A 22,832-nucleotide genomic window follows, 5' to 3' on the forward strand; every position below is an offset into this window, starting at 1 on the left:
TAAGTGCGAAGGGTGATTTAAAGGGCCGTCTCGCCTATCTCGCCGGTTCTAATCCGGATGACTTCCTCCACGTCCATGATGAAGATTTTACCGTCGCCCACTTTTCCGGTAGTGGCAATTTTGAGGATGGTGGATACCACGGGGTCTACCTGCTCATCGGTGGCAATGAGCTCTATTTTGGTTCTGGGAATAAACCCCACGTTATAGGAGGTGCCCCGGTACACCTGAGAGGAGCCGTGCTCTAACCCGAACCCCTTCACATCATAGGTAGACATGAACGGAATCCCAATCTCAGCCAAGGCTTCGTATACATCCTCAAATTTGGATGTTCTAATGATTGCTTCAATTTTCTTCATAAGCTTAAAGTCTTGATTTACACTTACATTCAAAGGGTGTATTTTCTTGGATTTATATGAATTTAGAACAAACCACCTAAAAAGCAAGGGGTTAAATAATAAAAACACCCATTCATCAACTAAAACCACCCTAAATTTGACACCTCTCTTTTCACTATTCGCAAGATATTTTGCTTTCATTTTTCTTATAACTGCAACAAAACAGAAGGCTCCTTCCCTACTTTTTCACAAAAGGTTTGGTTTACCATGTATTTATTGACGAATTCTTAAAAAAGGAATGAAAAACAAAAAACGCTCTTAACGCTTCTTAGCAGAGAAAGAAATTTTCGTATTCTACCGGCAATTAGAAGCAAGTGCCTTCAACCTGATTGCGGAAGCTAAGGAAAGGTGTAGATAAGGGCTTGGCTGAGTGAATGCAGCACCTGCAAACCAAGCAAACCCCAACTGAAAAGAAATAATACAAAAAGCCCTTTGGTTTATGGTCTGTTTCTATGAAACAAGCCATAAACCAAAGGGCTTCCCAACGCGGATAATCCTATAACTATATAGTAATTCTTTCTGTCAGGCTGTATTTAAGAGTTAAAACAGCTTCAGAACAGCAATCATCTGCGGGTGAGGCCTCAATAAGTTGAGAATATTTTTGCCTTGAGGCCATATTTCTTTATCCAAGCTCAGGCATTGACACCCATCAACTGAACACAATCCCTAGAAGATCAGCAATTTGCTTCTCAAATTCTTTCAGTGCTTTGATGGTGCGCAAGGTTTTATCCAACTCAGCCGCATCAGACGCTTTAGGAAGGGTTGCCATCTGGTCTTTGATCATCAGCTGCACGTTGCGCCACTTTAGGCGCAGCACCTCCCGCTCAGACCCGTACTGGATAAGGTCGCTTTCCCGGGGCACAACTATTTCATGTTTGGCCCACCCATCGCTGAGTTCGTATTTCTCACTTATTAAGTCAATTACTTCCTTTATGATCTCCTGGTCCTCGTGCTGCATCATTTCTGTAGCCGTAGGCAGAAAACCTTGCTCCAGTTTCAAGAGGCACAATTTATACAAGCGATCATAGATAGGCGTGCGGAACTCTACATCCTCCAGTTCACTCAAAATAAATTGGCTCGTGGTGAGTCCCTCCTCTATCTCCTTATCAGCAAAATTGAGAATCCAACGGATAACCTCCCGCTCGCGGGTGCGGAGCAAATCGTTTTGGCCGGTTTCCTGCTGGTCTTCGTCCTCGTACATGGCGGCCTCGGCAGCAGCAGCGGCTTCAGCTTCGGCGGCCATCTCCTCAAAGGAACCAGGCGCGTAGGAAGCTGGAGCCGAGCCATAAGAAGGCTGGGACTGTTGGGACCGGGCGTTTTTTTGCTCGGTGAGGTGGATTTTGTTGTACTCAGAGATGAGTACCTGCTCGTCAATGCCAAACAAAATGCTGCACTGCTTCAGGAACACCGAGCGCTTGATCGCATCCGGTATCTTAGCGATAGACACCACCATTTCCCTGATGGCATCTGCTTTCTTGACCGGGTTGTTCTTGGCTTCCTGCGCGTACAGTTCAGATTTGAACGAGATAAAATCCTGGCTGTGTTTGCTCAGGTGCTCCTTAAAAGCAGTGTCGCCCACCTTCCGGATATAACTATCCGGGTCATCGCCATCAGGAAAGAGCACCACGTTCACGTTCAGGCCACCCTCCAGAATCAGGTCGATTCCGCGTAAAGAGGCTTTAATCCCGGCGGGGTCACCGTCATAGAGTACCGTGATGTTCTTGGTGTATCTTCCGATAAGCTTGATCTGGTTCTCCGTGAGCGAGGTGCCCGAGGAAGCCACGACGTTCTCAATGCCGCCCTGGTGCAGGGAAAGCACATCCAGGTAGCCTTCCACCAGATAGCAGTTGTCTTCCTGCCGGATGGATTGTTTGGCCTGATACATGCCGTAGAGCACATCACTTTTGTGGTAGATGGGTGACTCCGGCGAGTTGACGTATTTGGGTGATTTCTTGTCGTTGGTCTTAAGCGTACGCGCGCCAAACCCAATAGTGCGGCCCGATACGTTCTGGATGGGGAACATCACGCGTCCCCGGAACCGGTCATACTGCTTGCCTTCTTCCTGCTTTACAATGGTGAGGCCGGTTTCCTCCAGGTATTTCAGTTGGAAACCCTTTTCAAGGGCGGCTTTGGTGAAATCGTCCCAAGAATCTAAGCTGTAGCCTAGCTCAAACTTCTGGATGGTTGCCGCCGACAAACCGCGCTGTTTGAAGTACGGTGCCCCGATGCTCTGGCCTTCGTCGTTTTTATGAAGGGCGTTGACAAAGTACTGCTTCGCAAAATCTGAGAGAATGTAGAGACTGTCGCGCTCGTTCTGGGCCTGTACCGCTGCCGGGCTTTGGTCTTCCTCAATATCAATGCTGTACTTCTTGGCCAGGTACTTGAGCGCCTCCACGTAGCTGGTGCCCTCCACGTCCATGATGAACTGCACTGAGTTACCCGCCTTGCCGCAGCCAAAGCATTTGTAAATGCCCTTGTTAGGCGCTACGCTAAAGGAAGGGGATTTCTCATGGTGGAATGGGCAGCAGGCCCACATGTTCTGGCCCTTCTTCTTCAAACTCACAAAATCACCCACCACCTCCACTATGTCGGCTTGCAGGATGATCTGGTCAACAACTTCTTTCTTTATCAGGGCCATGGGTACGCAGGAAAATAAGGCGGTAGACAAAGATACAGATTTCAGTTTTGTTTTGGCTGAAAGGCAGCTATCTCATGAAGGTCTGTTTTTAAATAGTTTTCCCGAAAAGAGGCAGAAAACAGGGCTTAAGGACGACGCACGGTCCCTTTGAATTCTCCGGCCGTAAACAGCAATAATGGGGAAGGATTGACTCCCAACCGGTTCATGGATAACTGGAAAGTACCTTTTATGAAGCCCGTGCTGGAATCATAATTTGTGATAATAAGCTCTGCCGGGGAGTTTCCCTCCGTTAACCTATAAACGCCTGTTACCGCATCCCCTCCTATCAATTCCAGGTATTCCGCCCTGAGGGCAGGCACAGTAAATTTGCCTTCGCCTGTGAATTTGACTTTCATAGTCAGGTGTTGGCTTACTTCATAACAAACAATGTGCAGAGAGTCTTGATACAAATAGATGGAAGGGACTCCATTCCAGGTTTCGCCACCCTTCTGGACAATTAAAGAGTTTTCAGGCCATGTTTCTTTGTCTTCGCAGCTGAAAAACAGGAGGGAAAATACTAAAAGGAAAAAGGACGGTTGAAGCTTCACAAGGCGTTTATGTTAGGTTGATTCTAATTATTTACCGGTCCAGGACAGGATTTTACTTTAACTCGGCAATGGCCGCCTCCACTTTGTCAAGGAACGGATAGAGGTAATCTGGTACGTTGTGCCGGGTTTTATCAATGAAGAAGTAGCGTTTCATTCCGTTTCTGCCAATTTCCAGGTAAATACCTCCGCCATCCGCTGCATCGGGACTCCCGATGATGCTTCTGTCTTCAGAAAGTAACCTGGCGGGCACCTGATGGGGCAAGTCTTTTACCTTTTCGTATAAGGCGGCGCTTTTGGGCTCATAGTTTCCTTCGTAGGGTTTGCCTCCGGGATACTGGTCTTTGGTGTCTTCAAACAGGGTGCCGTTCTCAATCTTGAAGATCTCCACGCAGTTTTCGCCTCCGCAGAAGCCATAGTAATGCCCAAACACCAGGTAATCGGGAGATTCAAGCAGAGCCTCCTCATCCTCCTGGCAGGCGGTGAGAGACAGGAGCATTAACCAACAAAAAAACAGCTTTTTCATGTCTAAATATTTTTGAGAACCCAAAACAGGAGGAGGTTTGTCATACATCACCTCTACGTAGAGGACCCTAAAACCAATCTTAAAGTTGCACCGGCTTTCTGATATTCTATTCCGGCCTTACTTTTTGGAAACCAGCCTTAAAATGGCTTCTGGTAGCTTGTTAAACAGATAGTGTGTATCTTTGTAAGAGCGAATTTTAGCGCTGTAGAACATATGGCAATTACCCAAGAAGACGTATTAAAAGCCCTCAGCTATGTAGAGGAGCCAGATCTGGGCAAGGATCTGGTCACCTTGAACATGATTGAGGACGTGCAAATAAACGGTCTGGACGTGGCCTTTACCGTGATCCTGACTACCCCGGCCTGTCCGCTCAAAGACCTGATCCGGAACGCCTGTATCCGGGCCATCCATACCATGGTGGACAAAGATGCGAACGTAACGGTGAACATGACCTCGCGCGTGACCTCGGCCCGCCAAGACAACCAGGCGCTGCTGAAAGGTGTGAAAAACATCATTGCGGTGGCTTCTGGGAAAGGCGGTGTAGGGAAATCTACCCTCACGGCAAACCTGGCCGTGGCGCTGGCGCAGTCCGGAGCTAAAGTAGGTTTGGTGGATGCTGATATCTCGGGCCCATCGGTGCCTACCATGTTTGGTGTGGAAGATGCCCGCCCGGCGGTATACCGCATGCCCGATGGCCGCAACCTCATCGAACCCATTGAGAAGTACGGCATCAAGCTCATGTCCATCGGGTTCCTGGCCCCGGCCGAGAGTGCGGTGGTGTGGCGCGGCCCCATGGCCAGCTCGGCGCTGAAGCAATTTATTACCGAGGTAGACTGGGGCGAGCTTGATTATTTGCTTATTGACCTACCCCCGGGAACCAGTGACATCCACCTGACGTTGGTACAGACAGTACCGGTTACGGGCGCTATCATTGTGACCACCCCGCAGAAAGTAGCCATTGCCGATGCTGTGAAAGGTTTGCAGATGTTCCGGCAGCCGCAAATCAACGTTCCGATCTTAGGATTGGTAGAAAACATGGCGTACTTCACGCCGGCTGAGTTACCAGAGAATAAATATTATATCTTTGGACAGGCCGGGGGCCGCGACCTGGCAGAACGTTACGGCGTTCCGTTCATTGGCGAGGTACCGTTGGTGCAAAGCATCAGAGAAAGCGGCGACCAGGGAGCCCCGCAGATTCTGCAGGAAGGCACGCCCGCTTCGCAGGCCTTTGAGCAAGTGGCACAAGAAGTGGCCCGGCAGGTTTCCGTACGGAACGCCAGCTTGGACAAAACCAAAGTAGTAGAAATTAAAGCCTAAGAACATGGCAGACAACGCACTGAAAGAGATTTTAATCCAGCAAGTGGAGCTAGCCCTAGACTCTATCCGCCCGTACCTGAAAACAGACGGCGGCGATGTCAAAGTGCTGGACATTACGGAAGAACGGGTGGTAGTGCTGGAACTGATGGGCGCCTGCGGCTCCTGTCCCATGTCTGCCATGACCTTCAAAGGCGGTATTGAGCAAGCCATCATGCGCGCCGTGCCCGAAATCAGAGGCATTCAGGCGGTGAACCTCACCCCTATGGATGTATAAGGTCGCTTAGCATTGTTTTAGATTTTTCAGGCCGGTTGGCAATGAGAGTTTTCCTTTCATTGCCAACCGGCCTTTGTTTTTGGCCTGTTTTCTAAAAACGGGCCGAAAACTAAACAGCCTTTCTTTTCATAGCTGCCAAGGTTTTACGTTCTCGTGATAAGGGATAAATTGGGTCTGCGAATTTGTCGTGAGTCGTGATCTGCTTTAGGGCTTCTTTCCAGAAAACAGGCCTGAAACGGGATTAGCACAGACGCTCGCACGTCCTCCGGTCTTTACGAGGTCTGGGCCCTAGCTGGAAAGCGATTGTCGAAAGGATTTTCTCTTGCAAAATGGCATTCCCTTTTCTCGCAGACCTTTCTATCTTTGTTTGACCACCGATCCCTACCTGCCATGCTAACCGCCAATGACCCCTCGCTGCACTCCTGGATTCAGATTCCCCCCACCAGTGACTTCCAGATACAGAACCTGCCCTTCGGTATATTCCAGGCGAAAGACCGAGATCCCAGGGTGGGCGTAGCCATTGGCGAGTATGTGCTGGATGTATACGTACTCACGCAGCACGGCCTTTTTGACATGCTGGATGTGGAAGACCCTACCGTGTTCCATAAGCCGTACCTCAATGAGTTTATGGCGCTGGGCAGAACCATCTGGCGGCAGGTACGCTGCCGAATCTCAGAACTGCTGCGCACCGATAATCCCGAGATCAGGGACAACCGGGAACTCATGGCCGAGTGCCTGTTGATACAGAAGGATGTGCAGATGCTCATGCCCGTGCTGGTACCTAATTACACCGATTTTTACTCCAGCATGGAACACGCCACCAACGTGGGCTCCATGTTCCGCGACCCGGCCAATGCCCTCCTGCCTAACTGGAAACACCTGCCGGTAGGCTACCACGGCCGCGCCTCCTCCATTATTCCCTCGGGTGTGCCCATCCGGAGGCCTCAAGGTCAGACCAAACCCGCCGATGCCGATGCTCCCGTTTTCGGGCCTACCAAGCAACTGGACTTTGAGTTGGAAGTAGCGTTCATCACCGGTCAACCCACTGAACTAGGAACTTCGCTGACCACTCTGGAGGCCGAGGAATACATCTTCGGGTTGGTCTTGTTCAATGACTGGTCGGCCAGGGATATTCAGGCGTGGGAGTACGTCCCTTTGGGACCATTTTTAGCCAAGAACTTCGCCTCTTCTATTTCGCCCTGGGTTGTGACTTTGGATGCCCTGGAACCTTTCAGAGTGCCAGGGCCGGTACAGGAACCCAGAGTATTGCCTTACCTTGAGTTCAGCGGAAACAAAAACCTCAACATCAACCTGGAGGTAAGTTTACAAGGACCGGGGTTACCCGAAGAAGTGGTGATTTGCCGTTCCAATTTCCGGCACATGTACTGGAACATGAACCAGCAACTGGCGCACCATACCATCAACGGCTGCAATATTGAGGTAGGCGACCTGTATGCCTCAGGCACCATCAGCGGACCAACCCCAGATTCCTACGGCTCCATGCTGGAACTGACCTGGCGCGGCACCAACCCTCTACAGTTTCCCAACAACACCGAACGCAAGTTCCTCCAAGACGGTGACATTGTCACCATGCGCGGCTACGCCGAGAAAAACGGCATCAGGGTAGGTTTCGGAGAGGTCCGCACGGAGATTCTGCCTTCTATTTAAAGGTAAAAATATCAGGATGTGGAAATTTGAAGAACAGGAGACGAAGATCATGCAGATGTAAACCAGCCTCAACTTCCTACATTTTCCAATACGGGCATTTTCTCCTCCCAATTACTATCTCCGCCAGTCTCCAAAACTTTAGACCTTCCGTTTGAGAACTTTTAACCCCAAAGAAATACCTACCGGCGAGTTCCATAGCCTCATGCTGGCCACCATTGCACCGCGCCCTATTGCTTTTGCCAGCACCATAGACAAAGAGGGCAATGTCAACCTGAGCCCTTTCAGCTTTTTCAACTGTTTTGGCTCTAATCCGCCGGTGCTAATCTTCTCCCCGGCCCGCCGGGTACGCGACAATACCGGCAAGCACACCTTAGACAATGTGCTGGAAACGGGCGAAGTAGTCATCAACATCGGGAATTACGCCATGGTGGAGCAGATGTCATTGGCCAGCACTGAATATGACAAAGGCGTGAATGAGTTCATTAAAGCCGGCCTTACACCGGTTGCCTCTACCTTGGTGAAACCACCCCGAGTGGCGGAGGCACCTGCGGCGTTTGAATGCAAAGTACTGGAGGTAAAACCCATCGGGGACAAAGGAGGGGCCGCTAACCTGGTTATCTGCGAAGCGGTTTTGTTGCATGTGCAAGAAGAAGTCTTCGGAAAGGATGGCAAAACCATTGATCCGTTCCGGCTGGATGCCGTGGCGCGCCTAGGTGGTGACTGGTACCTGCGAGCCCAAGGCGATTGCCTGTTTGAGTTGCCAAAGCCATTGCAGAACAAAGGCATGGGCATAGATCAACTTCCTGCTCACATCCGGCAAAGTCCCGTGCTCACCGGCAACAACCTGGCCCGCTTAGGAAACACCCAAGCAATGCCCACCGAGGCCGAAGTGCAGGAATTTGCCAACGAACCCTTGTACCGATACGTGGTCCAAAAGCATCAGCACAATCCCACCGAGTTGGAACGCCAAATTCACCTGCTAGCCAAAAGCTTGCTGGAAGAAGGCCGGGTTCAGGAAGCTTGGAAAGCTTTGCTCACCTTGACGTTGCTAAAATAAACCAGATAGGGTTTTAAGGCTCTTTTCTCTAAAACAGCTTCTAAAAAAGTCCTTGTAGGAGCAATCTCTTTTGGTCGGTCTTGGGTCAATAATAACAAAGGCTCATAAAGGGCAACCACAAGGGTTTTCCCTACACCAAAATGGTGGGTTCCTTTGTGAGCTGAAACAAAAAAATCGTTTCGGGCATCTTTTGACAAAAGGATGCCCGAAACGATTTCTACGAAATTATAATCTTAGTAGCGGCTAGTTCATATCTTAGTTCCTCACAGCAATCATCAGACTTAGTTCTTTGTAGCGCATGTTGAATCTCTTCGCGATGGAGGCGTTGGTGAGGCTTCCTTTGTAGATGTAGACCCCGCTGCGGTAATGTTCGTGGGTGAAGAGGGCCTCGTTGACGCCACCGTATTTGGAGATCTCCAGAAACATGGGCGTAAAGATGTTGCTCAAGGCTTTGGTGGCGGTGCGGGGAACACGCGACGGAATGTTGGGCACGCAGTAATGAATGACGTCATACTTGCGGTAAACAGGTCGCTTATGGGTGGTCATCTCAGAGGTTTCAAAGCAGCCGCCCTCGTCAATGCTTACGTCAATGATAACGGAGCCGGGGTTCATCTTGGCCACCACATCTTCTGAAATCATGCAGGGCACCTGTCCGTCCTCGGCGATGGCGGCCCCTATGACTACGTCGGCATCCTGGATTTCTTTGTGGAGAATAGTGTGGTCCAGCGTGGAGGTGAAGAGTTGGGTTCCTACGTTCTGTTTGAGGCGGCGCAGTTTATACAGATGATCATCGAAAACTTTTACCTCGGCTCCCAATCCCAGAGCGGCGCGGGTGGCGTACTCGGCCACGGTTCCAGCTCCAATGATGACTACTTTGGATGGCGGTACGCCAGTGATTCCGCCAAGAATAACGCCTTTGCCTTCGTTGCTACTGCTCAAGTACTCGGCGGCAATCAGCATGACAGTACTGCCGGCAATCTCGCTCATGGCCCGCACCACAGGTTTGGTATCGGATTTATCCTTGAGCAGCTCAAACGAAATTGCGTTGATCTTTTTGCGGCAAAGCGCCCCAATGTATTCTGAGGTTAGAGAACCTATCTGCAGCGCCGAAATCAGCGTTTGCCCGGGTTTGAAGTAATCCATCTCTGCCAAGGTAGGCGGAGCAATCTTAAGAAGGATATCGGCTTCGTAAACTTCTTTGGTGGAGTAGACAATGACGCCGCCCGCCTCAGAGAACTCGTGGTCAGAGTATTTGGAGGGAGCACCCGCCCCGGATTCAATCCAGACTTCGTGCCCATTATCTGTCAATTGCTTCACGGCCTCGGGGGTAAGCCCGATCCGGTTTTCCTGTAAAGAAGATTCCTTGGGGATGCCAATAAACAGATTCCGTTTACGGGTTTCAATCGCCAACATTGACTCTTTGGGCATCAGGCTACGCGCCGTTGCCTTGGTCAGGGCCTCAAACCCGCTCTTCTCCGTCAATTCCTCCATCATATACTCTCATGCTAATGATACGCGCCTCTTCGGCTTCTCCGGTTTCAATTCTTACCTCCACTCCCTCCTCAGGCAGCAGGTCGGTTACTTTTGACGGCCATTCAATAAGGCAAAGGTGACCGGAACTGAAATACTCCAGCGCCCCAATGTCCAGTGCCTCGGCCTGATTTTCGACCCTATAAAAATCAAAATGGTAAATGAGTTCCCCATTTGCTGCCTCGTACTCGTTCACGAGGGAAAAGGTGGGACTACTAACCGGTTCCTGCACCCCTTTTTGGGCACATATCGCCTTGATAAAGGTGGTTTTACCGGCCGCCATGTCACCCTCAAACAAAATTATCTTTTTTTGCTTGATAAATGACAACAATTCGGCGGCGGCCCTAGGTAAATCCGCTTTTGAGAATATTTCAATAGTGTGCTGGCGCGCTTCAGGCTCAGACATTTCTGGGTGAAAGGGTTATAAATGGAATAATGGTTTCCTCTAAAGAGACGCCTCCGTGCTGGAACGTGTCTTTGTAGTGGTTCACGTAGTAGTTATAATTATTGGGGTACGCAAAGAAGTCGTCGTTCATGGCGAAGACATAGGCCGTAGACACGTTGCTCTTAGGTAAATGGAAACGCTCGGGTTTGCGGCACACCAGTACGTCTTTCTCGGTGAAACCTAAGTTCTTGCCGTGCTTGTAGCGCAGGTTGGTGTTGGTGTTACGGTCACCTACAATCTTGAAAGGCTTTTTCACGCGCACGGTACCGTGGTCGGTGGTGATGATGAGACGGCCTTTCTTATCGGCGATGGCTTTGAGGGTGTCAAACAGGGGCGAATGCAAAAACCAGGAACGCGTGAGTGAACGGTAGGCGGCTTCATCGGCGGCCAGTTCCCGGATCATCTGCATGTCAGTACGGGCGTGGGAGAGCATGTCCACGAAGTTGTAGACAATCACGTTCAGTTTGTTGTTATCCAGGTTGCTGAACTTAGACAGCAGTTCTTTGCCGGCGGTGTTGTTCGTGATCTTATGGTAGCTGAATTTCTCGTTGATCTTGTTTTGCTGGAACTGAATCTCCAGGAAATCTTCTTCGTGCAGGTTCTTTCCTTCTTCTTCGTCATCAGACACCCACAGGTTGGGGTATTTCTTCGCGATATCGGCGGGCAGCATGCCTGAGAAAATGGCGTTACGGGCATAAGCCGTGGTGGTGGGCAGGATGGAGTAATACATCTCCTCGTGTTCCACGTTGAAATAGTCGGTGATGATGGGTTCCAGGACCTTCCACTGGTCATAGCGCAAGTTGTCAATCAAGACGAAGTACACCGGGGTGTCGCTTTCCTTCATCATGGGGAACACGCGCTCCTTGAACAGGCGATGCGACATCAAGGGAATCTCATCGGTCTCGTCGTTCACCCACTCCTCGTAGTTGTCCATGATGAACTTCGCGAAGTTGGTATTGGCCTCGTCTTTCTGCATGTTGATGACATCGGCCATGCTTTTGCCTTCAGTATCAGCGATTTCCAGTTCCCAGTACACTAATTTTTTGTAGACATCGGCCCACTCCTGATAACTCAGCCTTTCGCCGAAGGCCATGCCCAGGGTGCGGAAATCGCGTTGGTACGAGCTATTGGTTCTTTCCTCCACCAGACGGCGGTTGTCCAGGATCCGCTTGGCGGAAAGCAGGATTTGGTTTGGGTTTATAGGTTTGATGAGGTAATCGGCGATCTTGGAGCCGATGGCCTCTTCCATGATATGTTCTTCCTCGCTCTTGGTGATCATGACCACGGGCAGCGTTGGACGAGTCGCTTTTATCTCGGCCAGCGCTTCCAGGCCACTCAGGCCGGGCATGTTCTCATCTAAAAATACAAGGTCATAGGTTTGTTCCTGCACCTTCTCTACGGCATCGGCCCCGCTGTTGACCGGGGTGATGTCGTAACCTCTCTCCTGTAAGAAGAGAATATGGGGCTTGAGAAGGTCAATCTCGTCGTCCGCCCACAAAATAGTATATCTTTGCATGGCTAGTTATTGTTTTTCATAGCGTGTGTATAGGAGTGAGTTTTCTGCGTGTCTTCGGGAAATGTTGCCCTTTCGCTTCTCCTTCCGTAGATATACGCAGAACTCTACATTAACCGACAACGGACACTCGAAGAACTTAGTTATCTTGAATAAGAAAAAAATCTTTAACGACCCGGTTTACGGCTTCATCACGGTTCCTTCTGAGCTGCTGTTTGACATCATCCAACACCCGTACTTCCAGCGCCTGCGCCGGATAAAGCAGCTGGGCCTCACCGAATTCGTGTACCCGGGGGCCTTACACACCCGTTTTCACCATGCCTTGGGTGCCATGCACCTCATGAACATTGCGCTGCAGAGCCTGAGCGGCAAAGATAACATCATTACCGACAAAGAGTGCGAAGCCTCCATGGCGGCCATCCTTTTGCACGACGTTGGCCACGGGCCTTTCTCGCATGCGCTGGAAACTGCTATCTTTGACCAGGTACCCCACGAGCAGATTTCGCTGCATATCATGGAGTTGTTGAATCAAGAATTCGGCGGCCGTCTGCAGTTAGCCATTGACATCTTCACCGACAACTACCACCGCCACTTCTTCCACCAACTGGTTTCCAGCCAGCTGGACGTTGACCGCCTAGACTACCTCAACCGCGATAGTTTCTACACGGGCGTGTCGGAGGGCAAGATCGGGGCTGACCGTTTGCTTAAGATGCTGAACGTGCACGATGACCACCTGGTGGTGGAGGAAAAAGGCATCTATTCTATTGAAAGCTTTTTAGTGAGCCGCCGCCTCATGTACTGGCAGGTGTACATGCACAAAACCGTGACCAGCGCCGAGCAGATGGTCATGAAGATCATGCAACGGGCCCGCGAACTTACCCAACGCGGCGTTGACGTTCCGGCCAGTACCAACCTGAAGTACTTTCTGCGGGAGAGCCTTTCCATCCTGGACTTTGAACGTGACCCCAGCATTCTACGGCGCTTTGTTTCCTTGGACGATTATGATGTTTGGGGCGGCATCAAAGCCTGGGCCGAACACCCCGATAGTATCCTCAGCTATCTTTCTTCGTGCCTGTTGGAGCGGAGGCTTTTTAAAATCCTGCTCTCCCCTACTCCTTTTGACCTGGATTTCCTGGCTGGCGTACGCGAACTAGCACAAGAGCATTTTGACATCTCCCAAGAAGAAGCGCATTACATGGTGGTAGAAGGCAAAATCAGCAACAACGCCTATGAGTCAGGGGGCGAGAACATCAACGTACTCACCAAACAAAGCTTGGTGGTTGACGTGGCCGAAGCCTCCGATTTGCCTAACATCCAGGCCCTGAGCAAGAAAGTGGAAAAATATTACGTGTGCTATCCCAAGGAGATTACCCGTATGAGCCTCTGATTTACTTGTGCTTTGAGGCTATTTCGTGAAAAACAGGTCCAAAACAGGATTTGGTCAAAAGGATCACAAATTCAGCCTACCTTTATATTCTGACCAGAAGGATCAGGTAATTTTCCGGTGCCTGTTTTAGAGCTGTTTTAGTGAAAACAACTCTAAAACAGGCACTGGTTTTGTTTTTTTCAAAAGACTTAAGAACATTCCTGGTTTTTTCTAAGGAAGAAGGAAAAGCTTAGGTCAGGTTTGCTTTGGCAGATTACACCTGGCATAGAATCGACACTTGCCAAAAAAGGAGGAAAGACAAAGAGGTCCAATTACTACACAGAAATAGCTATTCACTTTGTGTTGGTTATTGTGTTTACAACAAAAAAGGAAGAGCGGCTTGCCCTTCCTTTTTTGTTTAATTACTAAGACCGAAGATTAACGCAATCCTATGTCATCAATGTAGACCGTATTAGGGTCTGTACCATAGTTCTTGATGTAGAATTCATTTACCCCTTCAGAAATATTCCCGAAAGCGCTAATAGGCACTTCTATCTTGGAATAGGTACCACCTTTCACAGTAAACTTACCCTCACCAGAGGTGGTTCCTCCGGTAGTCTTTACTTGAAGGGCCATCTGGGTGTCAGCGGTTCCAGTTCCACGAACATAAAGCACTACGTGTGTATATCCGGCAAAAGCGTTGGCATTCTTAGGATGCAATTGGAAAGCACCATAAGGGTCATTAAAGCTTACTTTGATTGCTTTTGAGCCTCTGCTTGGATTTTCAGTATTCGCGGTATCTTGCGAGGCTTTGCCCCATCCGCCCCATAAATCCCAAGCAGCTTTGTTAAGACCCTCATCATAAATGAAATGGGCAATGTTTGGTACGGCGCTGCCAATTTGAGCTTGTTTATCAGTAGTTACCTCAAAGTTAGAAGTAGTGATAAGCTTCAGCACCCCTGTTTTTGCAGCTGCTGGTACTACCAACACAATCTGGTTATCATTATGAGCCACAAAAGAAGAAACAGTTGCTCCTCCGGTAAACACAACCGATTTCACCAGATTAAGCTCTGTACCAGAAATAGTGAGGAAGTTTCCAGCCACTACCGGCTCTGGTGTTACACTTGAAATAGCAGGGAGAACAATGCTTATCTGGGCACCAGTCTCTACTACGTAGTTTTTGGTAGTGGTGATTTTCAGAGCACCTTTCTTCGCATTCATTGGTACTTGTACTACAATGCGGGTAGGTGTCTTGCTCACGAAAGTTGTCACCACTGTACCGCCTTGAAATTCAATACTTTTTACCAAGTCAAGATTTGTTCCATTGATGGTCAGGTTCTGTCCTGGGTCAACCGGGCTTGGAGAAAGTGAAGAAACAGTAGGCAACGTGATCATCAACTCTTGGGAGGTGGTTACTACCGCTCCCGAAAGTGCTGTTAACTTGAGAGCTCCCTTGGAAGCGTTGTCTGGAACTTTCACCACAATCTGAGTAGCAGTTTTGCTCACGAACGTAGTTACTTTAGCTGCTCCTACTCCTACAAACTCAATCTCTTTTACAAGATCCAGGTTGGTACCCGTAATGGTAAGGTTCTCACCGTGTAAGATGGAAGCAGGGCTAAGCGCCGTTACAGCTGGCAAGGTTAAAGTGATTTCCTGTGTGGTGGCCACCTCAACACCTGAATGCGGAATAATAGTAAGCTTCCCTTTTGTTGCGTTGGCAGGTACTTTCACTACCAACTCCGTAGCCGATTGGCTTACAAAGTTAGTAACTGCTGCGGCACCTACTCCAGTGAATCTTACCTCTTTTACTAAGTCAAGGTTAGTTCCTGTGATAGTTAGATTAGCTCCATTGTTAAGGGATGCTGGAGCCAGGGCGGTTACTACTGGTAAGGTTACTACTAATTCCTCTTCGGTTTCAATAAAAGATGGCTCTGTACCACCACCTATAATCAGAAGTTTACCAGTTTTGGCAGTCATTGGTACTTGCAAAACAACTTCGTTAGCTGATTGGCTCACAAAGGTTTTTACAGTGTCTTGCTCAAAAACCACTCCTTCTACCCAAGTCAACTTTGTACCTTTTATAGAAATGTTCGTTCCAGGTTTTGCCTCACCTGTAACTGAGGTAACTGTAATAGGAACTTCAAAACTAAGCTCTGATTTTGAAACTACGTCTGAACCATCACTCACTTTGAGGGTGACCTTACCTTCCATGGCCTCTTCTGGCACAATCAATCTAATCAGATCAGAAGTGTGTTCAACGAACTGTGTTTTATTAACAGTGACACCTGGCAACTCAATTGATTCAACTTTGTTCAAGTTGTGACCAATGAAACGGATCTCTTCTCCGTGCTTAGCACCCGTTGGCCCAAAACTTAACAGTTCAACCTGGCCTCCATTAGGTGAGCTTTCATCATCATCCCCGCAGGAAGTAAAAAATCCCATAGAGACCACCAAAAACGCAAGCAGTACTAACTTTATCTTATAAAAGTTTTTCATATGTCGTGCTTTCTAACAAATAAGTGAATTAGTTTGGTACTACCCTGATATTATCTAAACCAAACATTGCTTTAACTGGAGAAGCGCCACTAAAGTGGAAAGACACCTCGTAACCTGCTGGATTATACTTCAAAGTAGTATTACCCTTAAGGAAGTCTTCCCATGGAATAATAACAGTTTGCCACTCCCCTTTCGTGTCAATGTTTGGCTTCCAATTGTAGTTGATTTTTTCTCTTTCACTAGCCATATTTGCCCCCATATACATATGAAGCTCAGCCCCTTGTAGCGACTGCAATGTATTAAGCTCAAATTTTAAGCTGTATTTACCAGGGTTTGCAAACGCATCAGCAGGAATATTGCTGGTTCCTGTTTTGATTGTACCACCATTCCCTACCCACATTTCATACCAAGCCCAAGCTCCTAAATCTTTATTTGAGCGTAAGAACTTACCACTGATGGCAGGGATTTCTGGATCAGAGGAAACAACAAAGTCTTTACCATGCCACCAACCATCAAAGTTTGTGTCTTCAAAGGCCGCGATGATGTTGCGATTATCACGGAACCAGAAATCTGATTCGGTTGCTCCAAAATTAGAAGTAACCGTGATTGGTCCTGGCTGGGCCCCTTCTGGCACTCTTACTTCCAGGGTTTTGTTATCCTTAATGGAAACAATCTCTCCTTCTGCCCCACCTGTGAAAGTCACTTTTAGAGGTTCATAGAAAAAGTCACCCACAATAGTAGCTACGTCACCCGAGTTAACATACTCGCTCAACATCCGGTCAATCCTAGGCTCACTGATGTCCACTGTAAAATCATGCACCAGTTCCTCACCATTGGCAAAGATGATTTTCATCTTATTAGTGATTTCGGTGGGGATGTTAGAAGGAACACGGGTAATAATTGAATTATTGGTGATCAAGGTTGGAGATAAGGAGGCCTGCTGATCATTGATCCAAAGTTCCCGGGCATTGCCTAAGTTCTCCCCAACAATAGCGATCATGGCACCTTGACCCGCTTTCGTGATAAGTGAATCAGAAGCGGCTGGTCTGGTGACTCTGATATAATTTACCATAGGTTTTCCGCCGTTCGGAAGATCTTCACCTTCCGAACAGGCTGAAAACATTCCCGTCATTACCAAAGCAACAAACAGGAATAACAAAGATTTAAATGATGTTCTCATATAATGTTCTTTTCTATTCTTTCCTAAATGCACTAGTCTTTAAAGGTATATGGAACTGCAGGATCTTTCAGGCTTGGGGCCTGACTTACCTCAGATGCCGGTAATGGAATCAGGAAGTTTCCAGAATTGGCAACCGCCACTCTTTCAGCAAACCAGGATGTTTTAGCAAACGTCCAACCAGTTGGGTTAGGCATTTTGTCTGGTTTCACTACAAACAGACCACGATCCTGGCTGTTGATGATCTCGTAAGCCTTGGTGGGATTATAGTAATGTAATCTTACTAAATCATACCAAACAATGCTTTCCATGGCAAATTCCTTCACGCGCTCCTCGAAGATATCATCCCAGGTAAGGGCACCTTCCCAAGCGGGTAAACCGGCGCGCATATGAACCTTGTTAAAATATTCCAAGGCAGTTCCATCTGTGGTTGAGGCATTGTTACCAAGAGCTGCTTCTGCATAGATCAGGTACATCTCAGCTAAACGCAACATATATGTGTTATTCGGGTAGCGCTGCTGGGAGGCCTGGCCTCCTACGTCTTTGGCTTTCCCAACCACGTATTTCTTAATGCTTGCAAAGTTCTGGTCTGCAGTGGTGGCAGGTGCAGGGAAAACCAAATCCTGTTCAGACTCTTTTCCAGCTGCGTCTCTCACCGTTTGGGTAATCTCAGGATATACCGCACCTGGCAACATGAAGGTTGATTTCAAGCGCTGGTCCAGGGTAAAACCAGGTTTTGCGCCATTGTCCTGCATCAGGCCGTCATAGAGGCTTAACATCCACCATGAAGCTCCTAAGTCACCGCCCCAACCATCACCATTGGCAATGTCATTGCTGTAGGTGATCTGGGAAACCATGGTATTGGCGGAGGCATAGTCTGTAGTAAATACCCATTGCAATTCAAACAACGACTCGTTGTTATTGTCATAAGGGTAAGTAAACAAATCGGCATAGTTTGGCAGAAGAGATCTACCACTCATGGTAATAACTCTTTGCGCGTGTTCTTTAGCCTTATCAAGGTGCTCCTGCTTTCTTACACCACCAGTAGACTCTACTCCAGCACGGGTTAAGAAAGTTCTGGCCAACATTCCTTCTGCCGACCATTTGGTAATTCTTCCTGGCTCAAGGGCAGTAGAGCTCAAATTTTGAGCAGCAAACTGAAAATCTCTTGTAATGAATTCCCAAACGCTTTCTTTGGTATTTCTAACCAAAGTAGCATTCTGCAGAACCGCTATGTTATCCTCAATGATAGGTACTTCGCCGTAGTTAGACACCAGGTGGGTGTAAGCGGTAGCGCGCATGAACCTAGCCTCTGCTAAAGCATGGTTTTTGATTTCAGGAGATACTCCGGCTCCGGCATATGTATTTATATTGGAGATGGCCATGTTAGCCTGCCCCACCACTACATAAAAAGCACGGTAAGCGGCACCATTATCAGGAGAAACCGATGTTGTATTGAACAAGGTATGGTCTCTATCACCCCAAGCCCGGAAAACAGTACCTCCCCGGATGTCACCCAATTTGAAGTTCGCCTGGTCTATATAATCTTTCCATACTACACTGTACAGAGGGGCGGTAGCGGCCAACACCTGCTGATCAGTCTGGTAGAAATTTGCATCAACCAAAGTGTCTTGGGGTGGTCTGTCAAGGAATTCTTCAGAGCAACCTGAAAACACGGTCAGTGCCGTCAATGCCCCTATAAGGAAATATTTATTTTTCATTTTACTCGCTGTTTTAAATTAGAAATCAATACCGATGTTGAAAGAATAAACCGGTGTCAATGGGTAACGTCCGTAATCCACGCCAATGGCTGCGTTATCAGCCCCTGCATTTGGCCCTACATATGAACCAACCTCAGGGTCATATCCTGAATAACCAGTAATGGTCCAAAGGTTTTGTGCACTCATCCCTACTCTGGCTCCTTTGATGAATTTTTGTTTGGCCAACAAGGTAGATGGCAAATTGTAGTTTAAGGTCACGTTCTTAAGTCTAACAAATGAACCGTCTTCTACATACTTGTCTGTGTGGCGGGAGAAGTTGTTGTTTTTGTTGCCTCCTGACATTCTTGCTACGGTAGTACCTGGGTTCTCCAAATAAGGTCTGCCATTGGCGTCCATTGCTACTCTAGCATAATCAAACGCCCCGATGAACAGGTTCCGGCCTAAGTTGATGTTGTTAGGGTTTGAGTTCTCACTACGCAGGTAGTTGTACACATCATTACCTATTGAGCTTGTAATCAACACACTCAAATCAAAGCCTTTGTAGGAGAAAGAGTTAGTTAAACCAGCAAACAACTTTGGCCAAGGGTTACCAATAAAGGTTTGGTCTTCACCAGTAATGATGCCATCACCGTTGATGTCTTTGTATTTCACATCGCCTACCCAAATGCTGTTCTCAGCTATTGGATATTCCACTCCGTTGTTATCAGCTGGCAAAGCACTGGCTTCAATTTCTTCTAAACTTCCGAAGATGCCTTCTTCAACATAACCATAGAACATCCAAGGAGACTCTCCAATAACAGAACGCTGGGTCCAGTTGTTCATCCACCAGTTGATCCGGTCCATGATTCCGGTTGGGTTGTTCAGGTCTTTGATTTTGGTTTTGAAATGAGAGATGTTAAAGTTAGACTCCCACTTAAACTGACCATTGTCTACGTTAATGGTATTTAGAGCAAAGCTCCATCCCTTGTTTTGAAGAGAACCGGCATTTACAGTAGGAGCTGAGATAGAACCATTACCGTTTGTACCCATATACCATGGCAATGAGCTTGGTAAGATCAGGTTATCAGTATTCTTGATATAATAATCTGCCTCAATCTGAACCTTGTTTTCAAACAAACCTAAGGTGATCCCGAAGTTGTCTGTTTTGGTTTCCTCCCACTGGAAGTTTGGATTTGGATATTTGTTTGGTCTGAAGCTGGTTCCCCAGGCAGAAGGACCTGAAGTCAATGTACCGTAAATGGCACCGCTGCCTCCTTGGTTACCGGTTAAACCCGTTTCAAAGCGCAATCTTAAGTCATTAACGAAAGGCACATTGAAGAATGGCTCTTCAGTAACTCTCCAGGCAAAAGATACAGATGGGAAGTATCCCCATTTGTTTTCAGGACCAAAGTTTACCGAACCATCGGCACGGAAAGCAGCCTGAACAATGTAACGGTCGTGGAAATTATAGTTGATACGACCTAAATAAGATTCCATGGCCCAGTCACCGTGACCACCTTCGGTGTCACTTCTAAGTCTGTCACCAGCGTTCAAGTCAAGGATTTCGTTTGTGGTGAAACCATCTCTTTGGGCAAAGACCTGTCTCCAGGTAGACTCCTGCGACTCATGGGTAGCCATGATGTTGATGTTATGGTTTCCAAACTGCTTCACATACTGCAACATTTGGTTCCAATTCCAATAAGTGTTGACATTGTCCCGGTTGTTCAAACGGGCCGTCTCATTCTTCTGATAACCAAACTGGTAGGTTGGTAAAAAGTAAAGAGAGTTGGAGTAGTTAACATTCGTGTTGAAGGAAGTCCGGAAATCTAAACCTGGCAGAATATGGAAAGCCATGTTAAGACCGCCTAAAAACTGTCTTCTGGTTAACTCATTGGTGGTCAGGTTAGCCAACCCGATTGGGTTTGGTGGTGTAAATTGCTCAGAGGTGTTCTGCGTAGTAACAGTACCCCCACCATAAGTACCATTCAGGTTTCTAACCGGAATATGGGGAGGCAATTGAATAGCTCTGGTGATGATGTCGTTCTGGGTAGTGTTCAGTTTCTCGTTTGTTTGAGAAAAGTTGAAATTAGCGCCCAGATCTAACCATTTACGGGTTTTGTTGTCAATGTTTAACCGAACTGAGGCGCGGTCAAATCCTGAGCCCAATGCTACACCCTCCTGGTCTAAATATTCACCAGACAAGTAGAACGTTGTTTTTTCACTACCACCGCTTAAGCTTACCTGATGCTTTTGCATGGCGGCACTATTGAACAATTCACTTTGCCAGTTAGTACCTCCACCTAATAAAGTAGGATCCAGGAATTCTTCCCGAACGGTACCACCTGCAATGGCTTTGTACTCATTTTCCATCTGCGCATACTGACGCAAATTCATCACCTCCAACTGAGAAGGAGCTGTCTGCTGGCTGAACAAATAAGAATAGTTCACCTTCACATCACCTGACTTACCACGTTTTGTGGTGATTAAAACAACCCCGTTGGTTGCTCTAGATCCATAGATAGCAGTAGCAGAAGGACCTTGGAGAATCTCCATGCTTTCAATATCAGAAGGGTTCAAAGCAGAAAGAGGGTTAGATCCTCTTGGAGTGATTTCCCCTGATATTTGAACCCCGTCAATCACGTACAAAGGCTCATTTGTTCCGCTGATAGAGTTTACCCCTCTAATGTTTACAGAGATACCCCCACCAGGAGCACCCGTGTTCTGGGTAACATACACCCCAGGAGCACGGCCTTGAATTGCTTGCTCAATAGTAGTGTTCACTGTTTTCTCAATGGCAGCGGCATTGATGGTAGTTTGAGCACCGGTAAGGTCATTTTTTCTTAGCTCACCATAACCCGTAACAACTACCTCATTCAGAGTCTGAGCATCTTCTCTCAGGCTTACATTAATAGTAGTGTTGCTTCCCACTGGTACTTCCTGAGACACATAACCAATAAAGGTCACTACTAACACATCTGTGTTACCAGCCTCTAAAGAGAAGTTCCCGTTTGCATCAGTAGAAGAGCCGTTTGTAGTACCTTTAACTACTACGCTCACACCTGGCATACCCGAGTTATCAGATGCCGCTGTTACTCTACCAGTAATTGTCCGCTTGGCGGTTTGTGCCAAACCATCAAAAGCCTGGGTGAGAATAGCTATCACCATAGCTATCATCATCCAGGCCCTCTTTGATTTCAAGACATAATTACTTTTTTGGTAATCTTTGTCTGAGTATAAGTTTTTAATCATAGGGTAATTTGAATTAGGTAGTAAACATAGTATTGGTGTAAACAAAAAAACACGCTAGTACTTACTAGCTAGTGGTTCATTTTAACAAGTGTTTGCAATGGTAGAACTAACATAAGAGACGCTTATCCTAGGGGGATGGGTAAGAACATGTCTCATAGTAAGCTCCTAATGAAAGAGTTTCATCAAAACTCCCGCCTCTTCCAACAAAATTTTCAATGGTTTTAGCAGCTATACAAAACTAAGAAGAATTTAAGCCGTGGCATAATACTTTTTTATCATTTGTTTGATTCAAACAAGCTAAACTCCTCTCATTCCATGCCATCGTTGGCATATTTTACAAAAAGACGGCTCCTTAAAGAAATAAAAGTATTAAGGTCACTAATATAGATGATTTTGCAGAATTCACAATCATCTTGACAAATATTCAGATTTACACAAAATGAAATTTTCGCTAATAAGCTACCTCGAAACCAAATAACCGAAAGTTATCTATAGATATTGCTTCCTTTTGAGTCAAAAGTACCAAGTTGTTGGTTTTCCAAACTGGTATTCTTTTAACGCTTTTCCTTCTCTTTGGACCTGTTTGTAGCAGGCCTTCCTTTAAGTATTGCTTCTTTTACTAGATGGAAAGCTTAAAATAAGGGCCATAAATCAAAACAATACCCTTTTTTTAAGAGCCTACCCCCTCTTTTATATCAGGCAATTAGTCACAAAGCACATTCCAGACCACCTTCAAGCTTCACCATACCCCTTACCTTAGATCTAGTTTGGTTTAAAAAATCTGGCTTTCTCCAACTTAGATTCTCAAGGGAAAGCGGTTTGATAGCATAAACCATATCAAAACCACCCTTTATGTAGTAAGAAGTGGATTTATTCAATCCAAAGATGCACCAACTT

16 protein-coding genes are annotated in these 22,832 nt (G+C 47.3%); 5 read left to right on the forward strand and 11 right to left on the reverse strand.

Going from position 1 to position 22,832, the window contains the following annotated elements:
• Positions 1–17: 17 nt before the first annotated feature.
• From EFB08_RS01615 to EFB08_RS01630, 4 genes are all read right to left on the reverse strand, one after another.
• The gene (locus EFB08_RS01615) at positions 18–356 is read right to left on the reverse strand and encodes a P-II family nitrogen regulator (RefSeq protein ID WP_123125160.1); all 339 of its coding nucleotides are present in this window, start codon (positions 354–356) and stop codon (positions 18–20) included.
• 688 nt (positions 357–1,044) lie between these two features.
• A complete protein-coding gene (gene dnaG, locus EFB08_RS01620) occupies positions 1,045–3,063 on the reverse strand; it encodes a DNA primase (RefSeq protein ID WP_317125577.1) in 2,019 nt (672 codons plus the stop codon).
• Positions 3,064–3,158: 95 nt separating this feature from the next.
• The gene (locus EFB08_RS23300) at positions 3,159–3,428 is read right to left on the reverse strand and encodes a hypothetical protein (RefSeq protein WP_125077624.1); all 270 of its coding nucleotides are present in this window, start codon (positions 3,426–3,428) and stop codon (positions 3,159–3,161) included.
• Positions 3,429–3,672: 244 nt separating this feature from the next.
• Entirely contained in the window at positions 3,673–4,143 is a 471-nt protein-coding gene (locus EFB08_RS01630) for a hypothetical protein (protein ID WP_123125162.1), read from the reverse strand.
• A gap of 213 nt (positions 4,144–4,356) precedes the next feature.
• On the opposite strand from EFB08_RS01630, the gene EFB08_RS01635 reads away from it, so the two are divergent.
• The 4 genes from EFB08_RS01635 (at position 4,357) to EFB08_RS01650 (ending at position 8,459) form a co-directional block, all read left to right on the forward strand.
• A complete protein-coding gene (locus tag EFB08_RS01635; protein ID WP_123125163.1) occupies positions 4,357–5,460 on the forward strand; it encodes an Mrp/NBP35 family ATP-binding protein in 1,104 nt (367 codons plus the stop codon).
• A 4-nt stretch (positions 5,461–5,464) separates the two neighbouring features.
• Entirely contained in the window at positions 5,465–5,734 is a 270-nt protein-coding gene (locus EFB08_RS01640; RefSeq protein ID WP_123125164.1) for a NifU family protein, read from the forward strand.
• Positions 5,735–6,124: 390 nt separating this feature from the next.
• Complete coding sequence (fahA, locus tag EFB08_RS01645; protein WP_123125599.1) at positions 6,125–7,402, forward strand: fumarylacetoacetase; 1,278 nt, start codon at positions 6,125–6,127, stop codon at positions 7,400–7,402.
• A gap of 151 nt (positions 7,403–7,553) precedes the next feature.
• On the forward strand, positions 7,554–8,459 hold the full coding sequence (locus tag EFB08_RS01650; RefSeq protein ID WP_227006163.1) for a flavin reductase family protein: 906 nt from the start codon (positions 7,554–7,556) through the stop codon (positions 8,457–8,459).
• 255 nt (positions 8,460–8,714) lie between these two features.
• Here the strand turns inward: EFB08_RS01650 and EFB08_RS01655 are convergent, their stop codons facing one another.
• The 3 genes from EFB08_RS01655 to porX are packed head-to-tail and all read right to left on the reverse strand — an operon-like array spanning position 8,715 to position 11,950.
• Positions 8,715–9,950: an alanine dehydrogenase gene (locus EFB08_RS01655; RefSeq protein ID WP_123125601.1), complete on the reverse strand. Its 1,236-nt coding sequence runs from the start codon at positions 9,948–9,950 to the stop codon at positions 8,715–8,717.
• Positions 9,919–10,395 carry a tRNA (adenosine(37)-N6)-threonylcarbamoyltransferase complex ATPase subunit type 1 TsaE gene (gene tsaE / locus EFB08_RS01660; protein WP_123125165.1) on the reverse strand — a complete coding sequence of 159 codons (477 nt, stop codon included), beginning with the start codon at positions 10,393–10,395 and terminating at the stop codon, positions 9,919–9,921. Before tsaE ends, EFB08_RS01655 begins: the two co-directional genes overlap by 32 nt.
• Positions 10,388–11,950, reverse strand: a complete 1,563-nt coding sequence (gene porX / locus EFB08_RS01665) for a T9SS response regulator signal transducer PorX (RefSeq protein ID WP_123125166.1) — start codon at positions 11,948–11,950, stop codon at positions 10,388–10,390. The genes tsaE and porX overlap by 8 nt, the downstream gene beginning before the upstream one ends.
• 145 nt (positions 11,951–12,095) lie before the next feature.
• Here porX and EFB08_RS01670 point away from each other — a divergent pair, with 145 nt between their 5' ends.
• Entirely contained in the window at positions 12,096–13,334 is a 1,239-nt protein-coding gene (locus EFB08_RS01670; RefSeq protein ID WP_123125167.1) for an HD domain-containing protein, read from the forward strand.
• A 417-nt stretch (positions 13,335–13,751) separates the two neighbouring features.
• Here the strand turns inward: EFB08_RS01670 and EFB08_RS01675 are convergent, their stop codons facing one another.
• Genes EFB08_RS01675 through EFB08_RS01690 form a run of 4 tightly spaced genes read right to left on the reverse strand, consistent with a single transcriptional unit; the run spans position 13,752 to position 21,935 of the window.
• Positions 13,752–15,809, reverse strand: coding sequence for an IPT/TIG domain-containing protein (locus tag EFB08_RS01675; RefSeq protein ID WP_123125168.1), 2,058 nt, complete (start codon positions 15,807–15,809; stop codon positions 13,752–13,754).
• Between the two features lie 28 nt (positions 15,810–15,837).
• Positions 15,838–16,989, reverse strand: coding sequence for a glycan-binding surface protein (locus tag EFB08_RS01680; RefSeq protein WP_123125169.1), 1,152 nt, complete (start codon positions 16,987–16,989; stop codon positions 15,838–15,840).
• A gap of 32 nt (positions 16,990–17,021) precedes the next feature.
• Positions 17,022–18,707: a RagB/SusD family nutrient uptake outer membrane protein gene (locus EFB08_RS01685; RefSeq protein WP_123125170.1), complete on the reverse strand. Its 1,686-nt coding sequence runs from the start codon at positions 18,705–18,707 to the stop codon at positions 17,022–17,024.
• 18 nt (positions 18,708–18,725) lie between these two features.
• The gene (locus EFB08_RS01690; RefSeq protein WP_123125171.1) at positions 18,726–21,935 is read right to left on the reverse strand and encodes a SusC/RagA family TonB-linked outer membrane protein; all 3,210 of its coding nucleotides are present in this window, start codon (positions 21,933–21,935) and stop codon (positions 18,726–18,728) included.
• Positions 21,936–22,832: the final 897 nt, after the last annotated feature.

It is taken from the genome of Rufibacter latericius (assembly GCF_003721515.1).
GTDB classification, from domain to species: domain Bacteria; phylum Bacteroidota; class Bacteroidia; order Cytophagales; family Hymenobacteraceae; genus Nibribacter; species Nibribacter latericius.

What these genes read in the sequence shown, in the direction of transcription:
- EFB08_RS23300 (WP_125077624.1), bottom strand. Translation starts at nt 3,428, where the DNA reads ATGAAAGTCAAATTCACAGGCGAAGGCAAATTTACTGTGCCTGCCCTC.
- EFB08_RS01635 (WP_123125163.1), top strand. Translation starts at nt 4,357, where the DNA reads ATGGCAATTACCCAAGAAGACGTATTAAAAGCCCTCAGCTATGTAGAG.
- EFB08_RS01630 (WP_123125162.1), bottom strand. Translation starts at nt 4,143, where the DNA reads ATGAAAAAGCTGTTTTTTTGTTGGTTAATGCTCCTGTCTCTCACCGCC.
- EFB08_RS01690 (WP_123125171.1), bottom strand. Translation starts at nt 21,935, where the DNA reads ATGATTAAAAACTTATACTCAGACAAAGATTACCAAAAAAGTAATTAT.
- EFB08_RS01675 (WP_123125168.1), bottom strand. Translation starts at nt 15,809, where the DNA reads ATGAAAAACTTTTATAAGATAAAGTTAGTACTGCTTGCGTTTTTGGTG.
- EFB08_RS01680 (WP_123125169.1), bottom strand. Translation starts at nt 16,989, where the DNA reads ATGAGAACATCATTTAAATCTTTGTTATTCCTGTTTGTTGCTTTGGTA.
- EFB08_RS01655 (WP_123125601.1), bottom strand. Translation starts at nt 9,950, where the DNA reads ATGGAGGAATTGACGGAGAAGAGCGGGTTTGAGGCCCTGACCAAGGCA.
- fahA (WP_123125599.1), top strand. Translation starts at nt 6,125, where the DNA reads ATGCTAACCGCCAATGACCCCTCGCTGCACTCCTGGATTCAGATTCCC.
- porX (WP_123125166.1), bottom strand. Translation starts at nt 11,950, where the DNA reads ATGCAAAGATATACTATTTTGTGGGCGGACGACGAGATTGACCTTCTC.
- EFB08_RS01685 (WP_123125170.1), bottom strand. Translation starts at nt 18,707, where the DNA reads ATGAAAAATAAATATTTCCTTATAGGGGCATTGACGGCACTGACCGTG.
- tsaE (WP_123125165.1), bottom strand. Translation starts at nt 10,395, where the DNA reads ATGTCTGAGCCTGAAGCGCGCCAGCACACTATTGAAATATTCTCAAAA.
- EFB08_RS01640 (WP_123125164.1), top strand. Translation starts at nt 5,465, where the DNA reads ATGGCAGACAACGCACTGAAAGAGATTTTAATCCAGCAAGTGGAGCTA.
- EFB08_RS01615 (WP_123125160.1), bottom strand. Translation starts at nt 356, where the DNA reads ATGAAGAAAATTGAAGCAATCATTAGAACATCCAAATTTGAGGATGTA.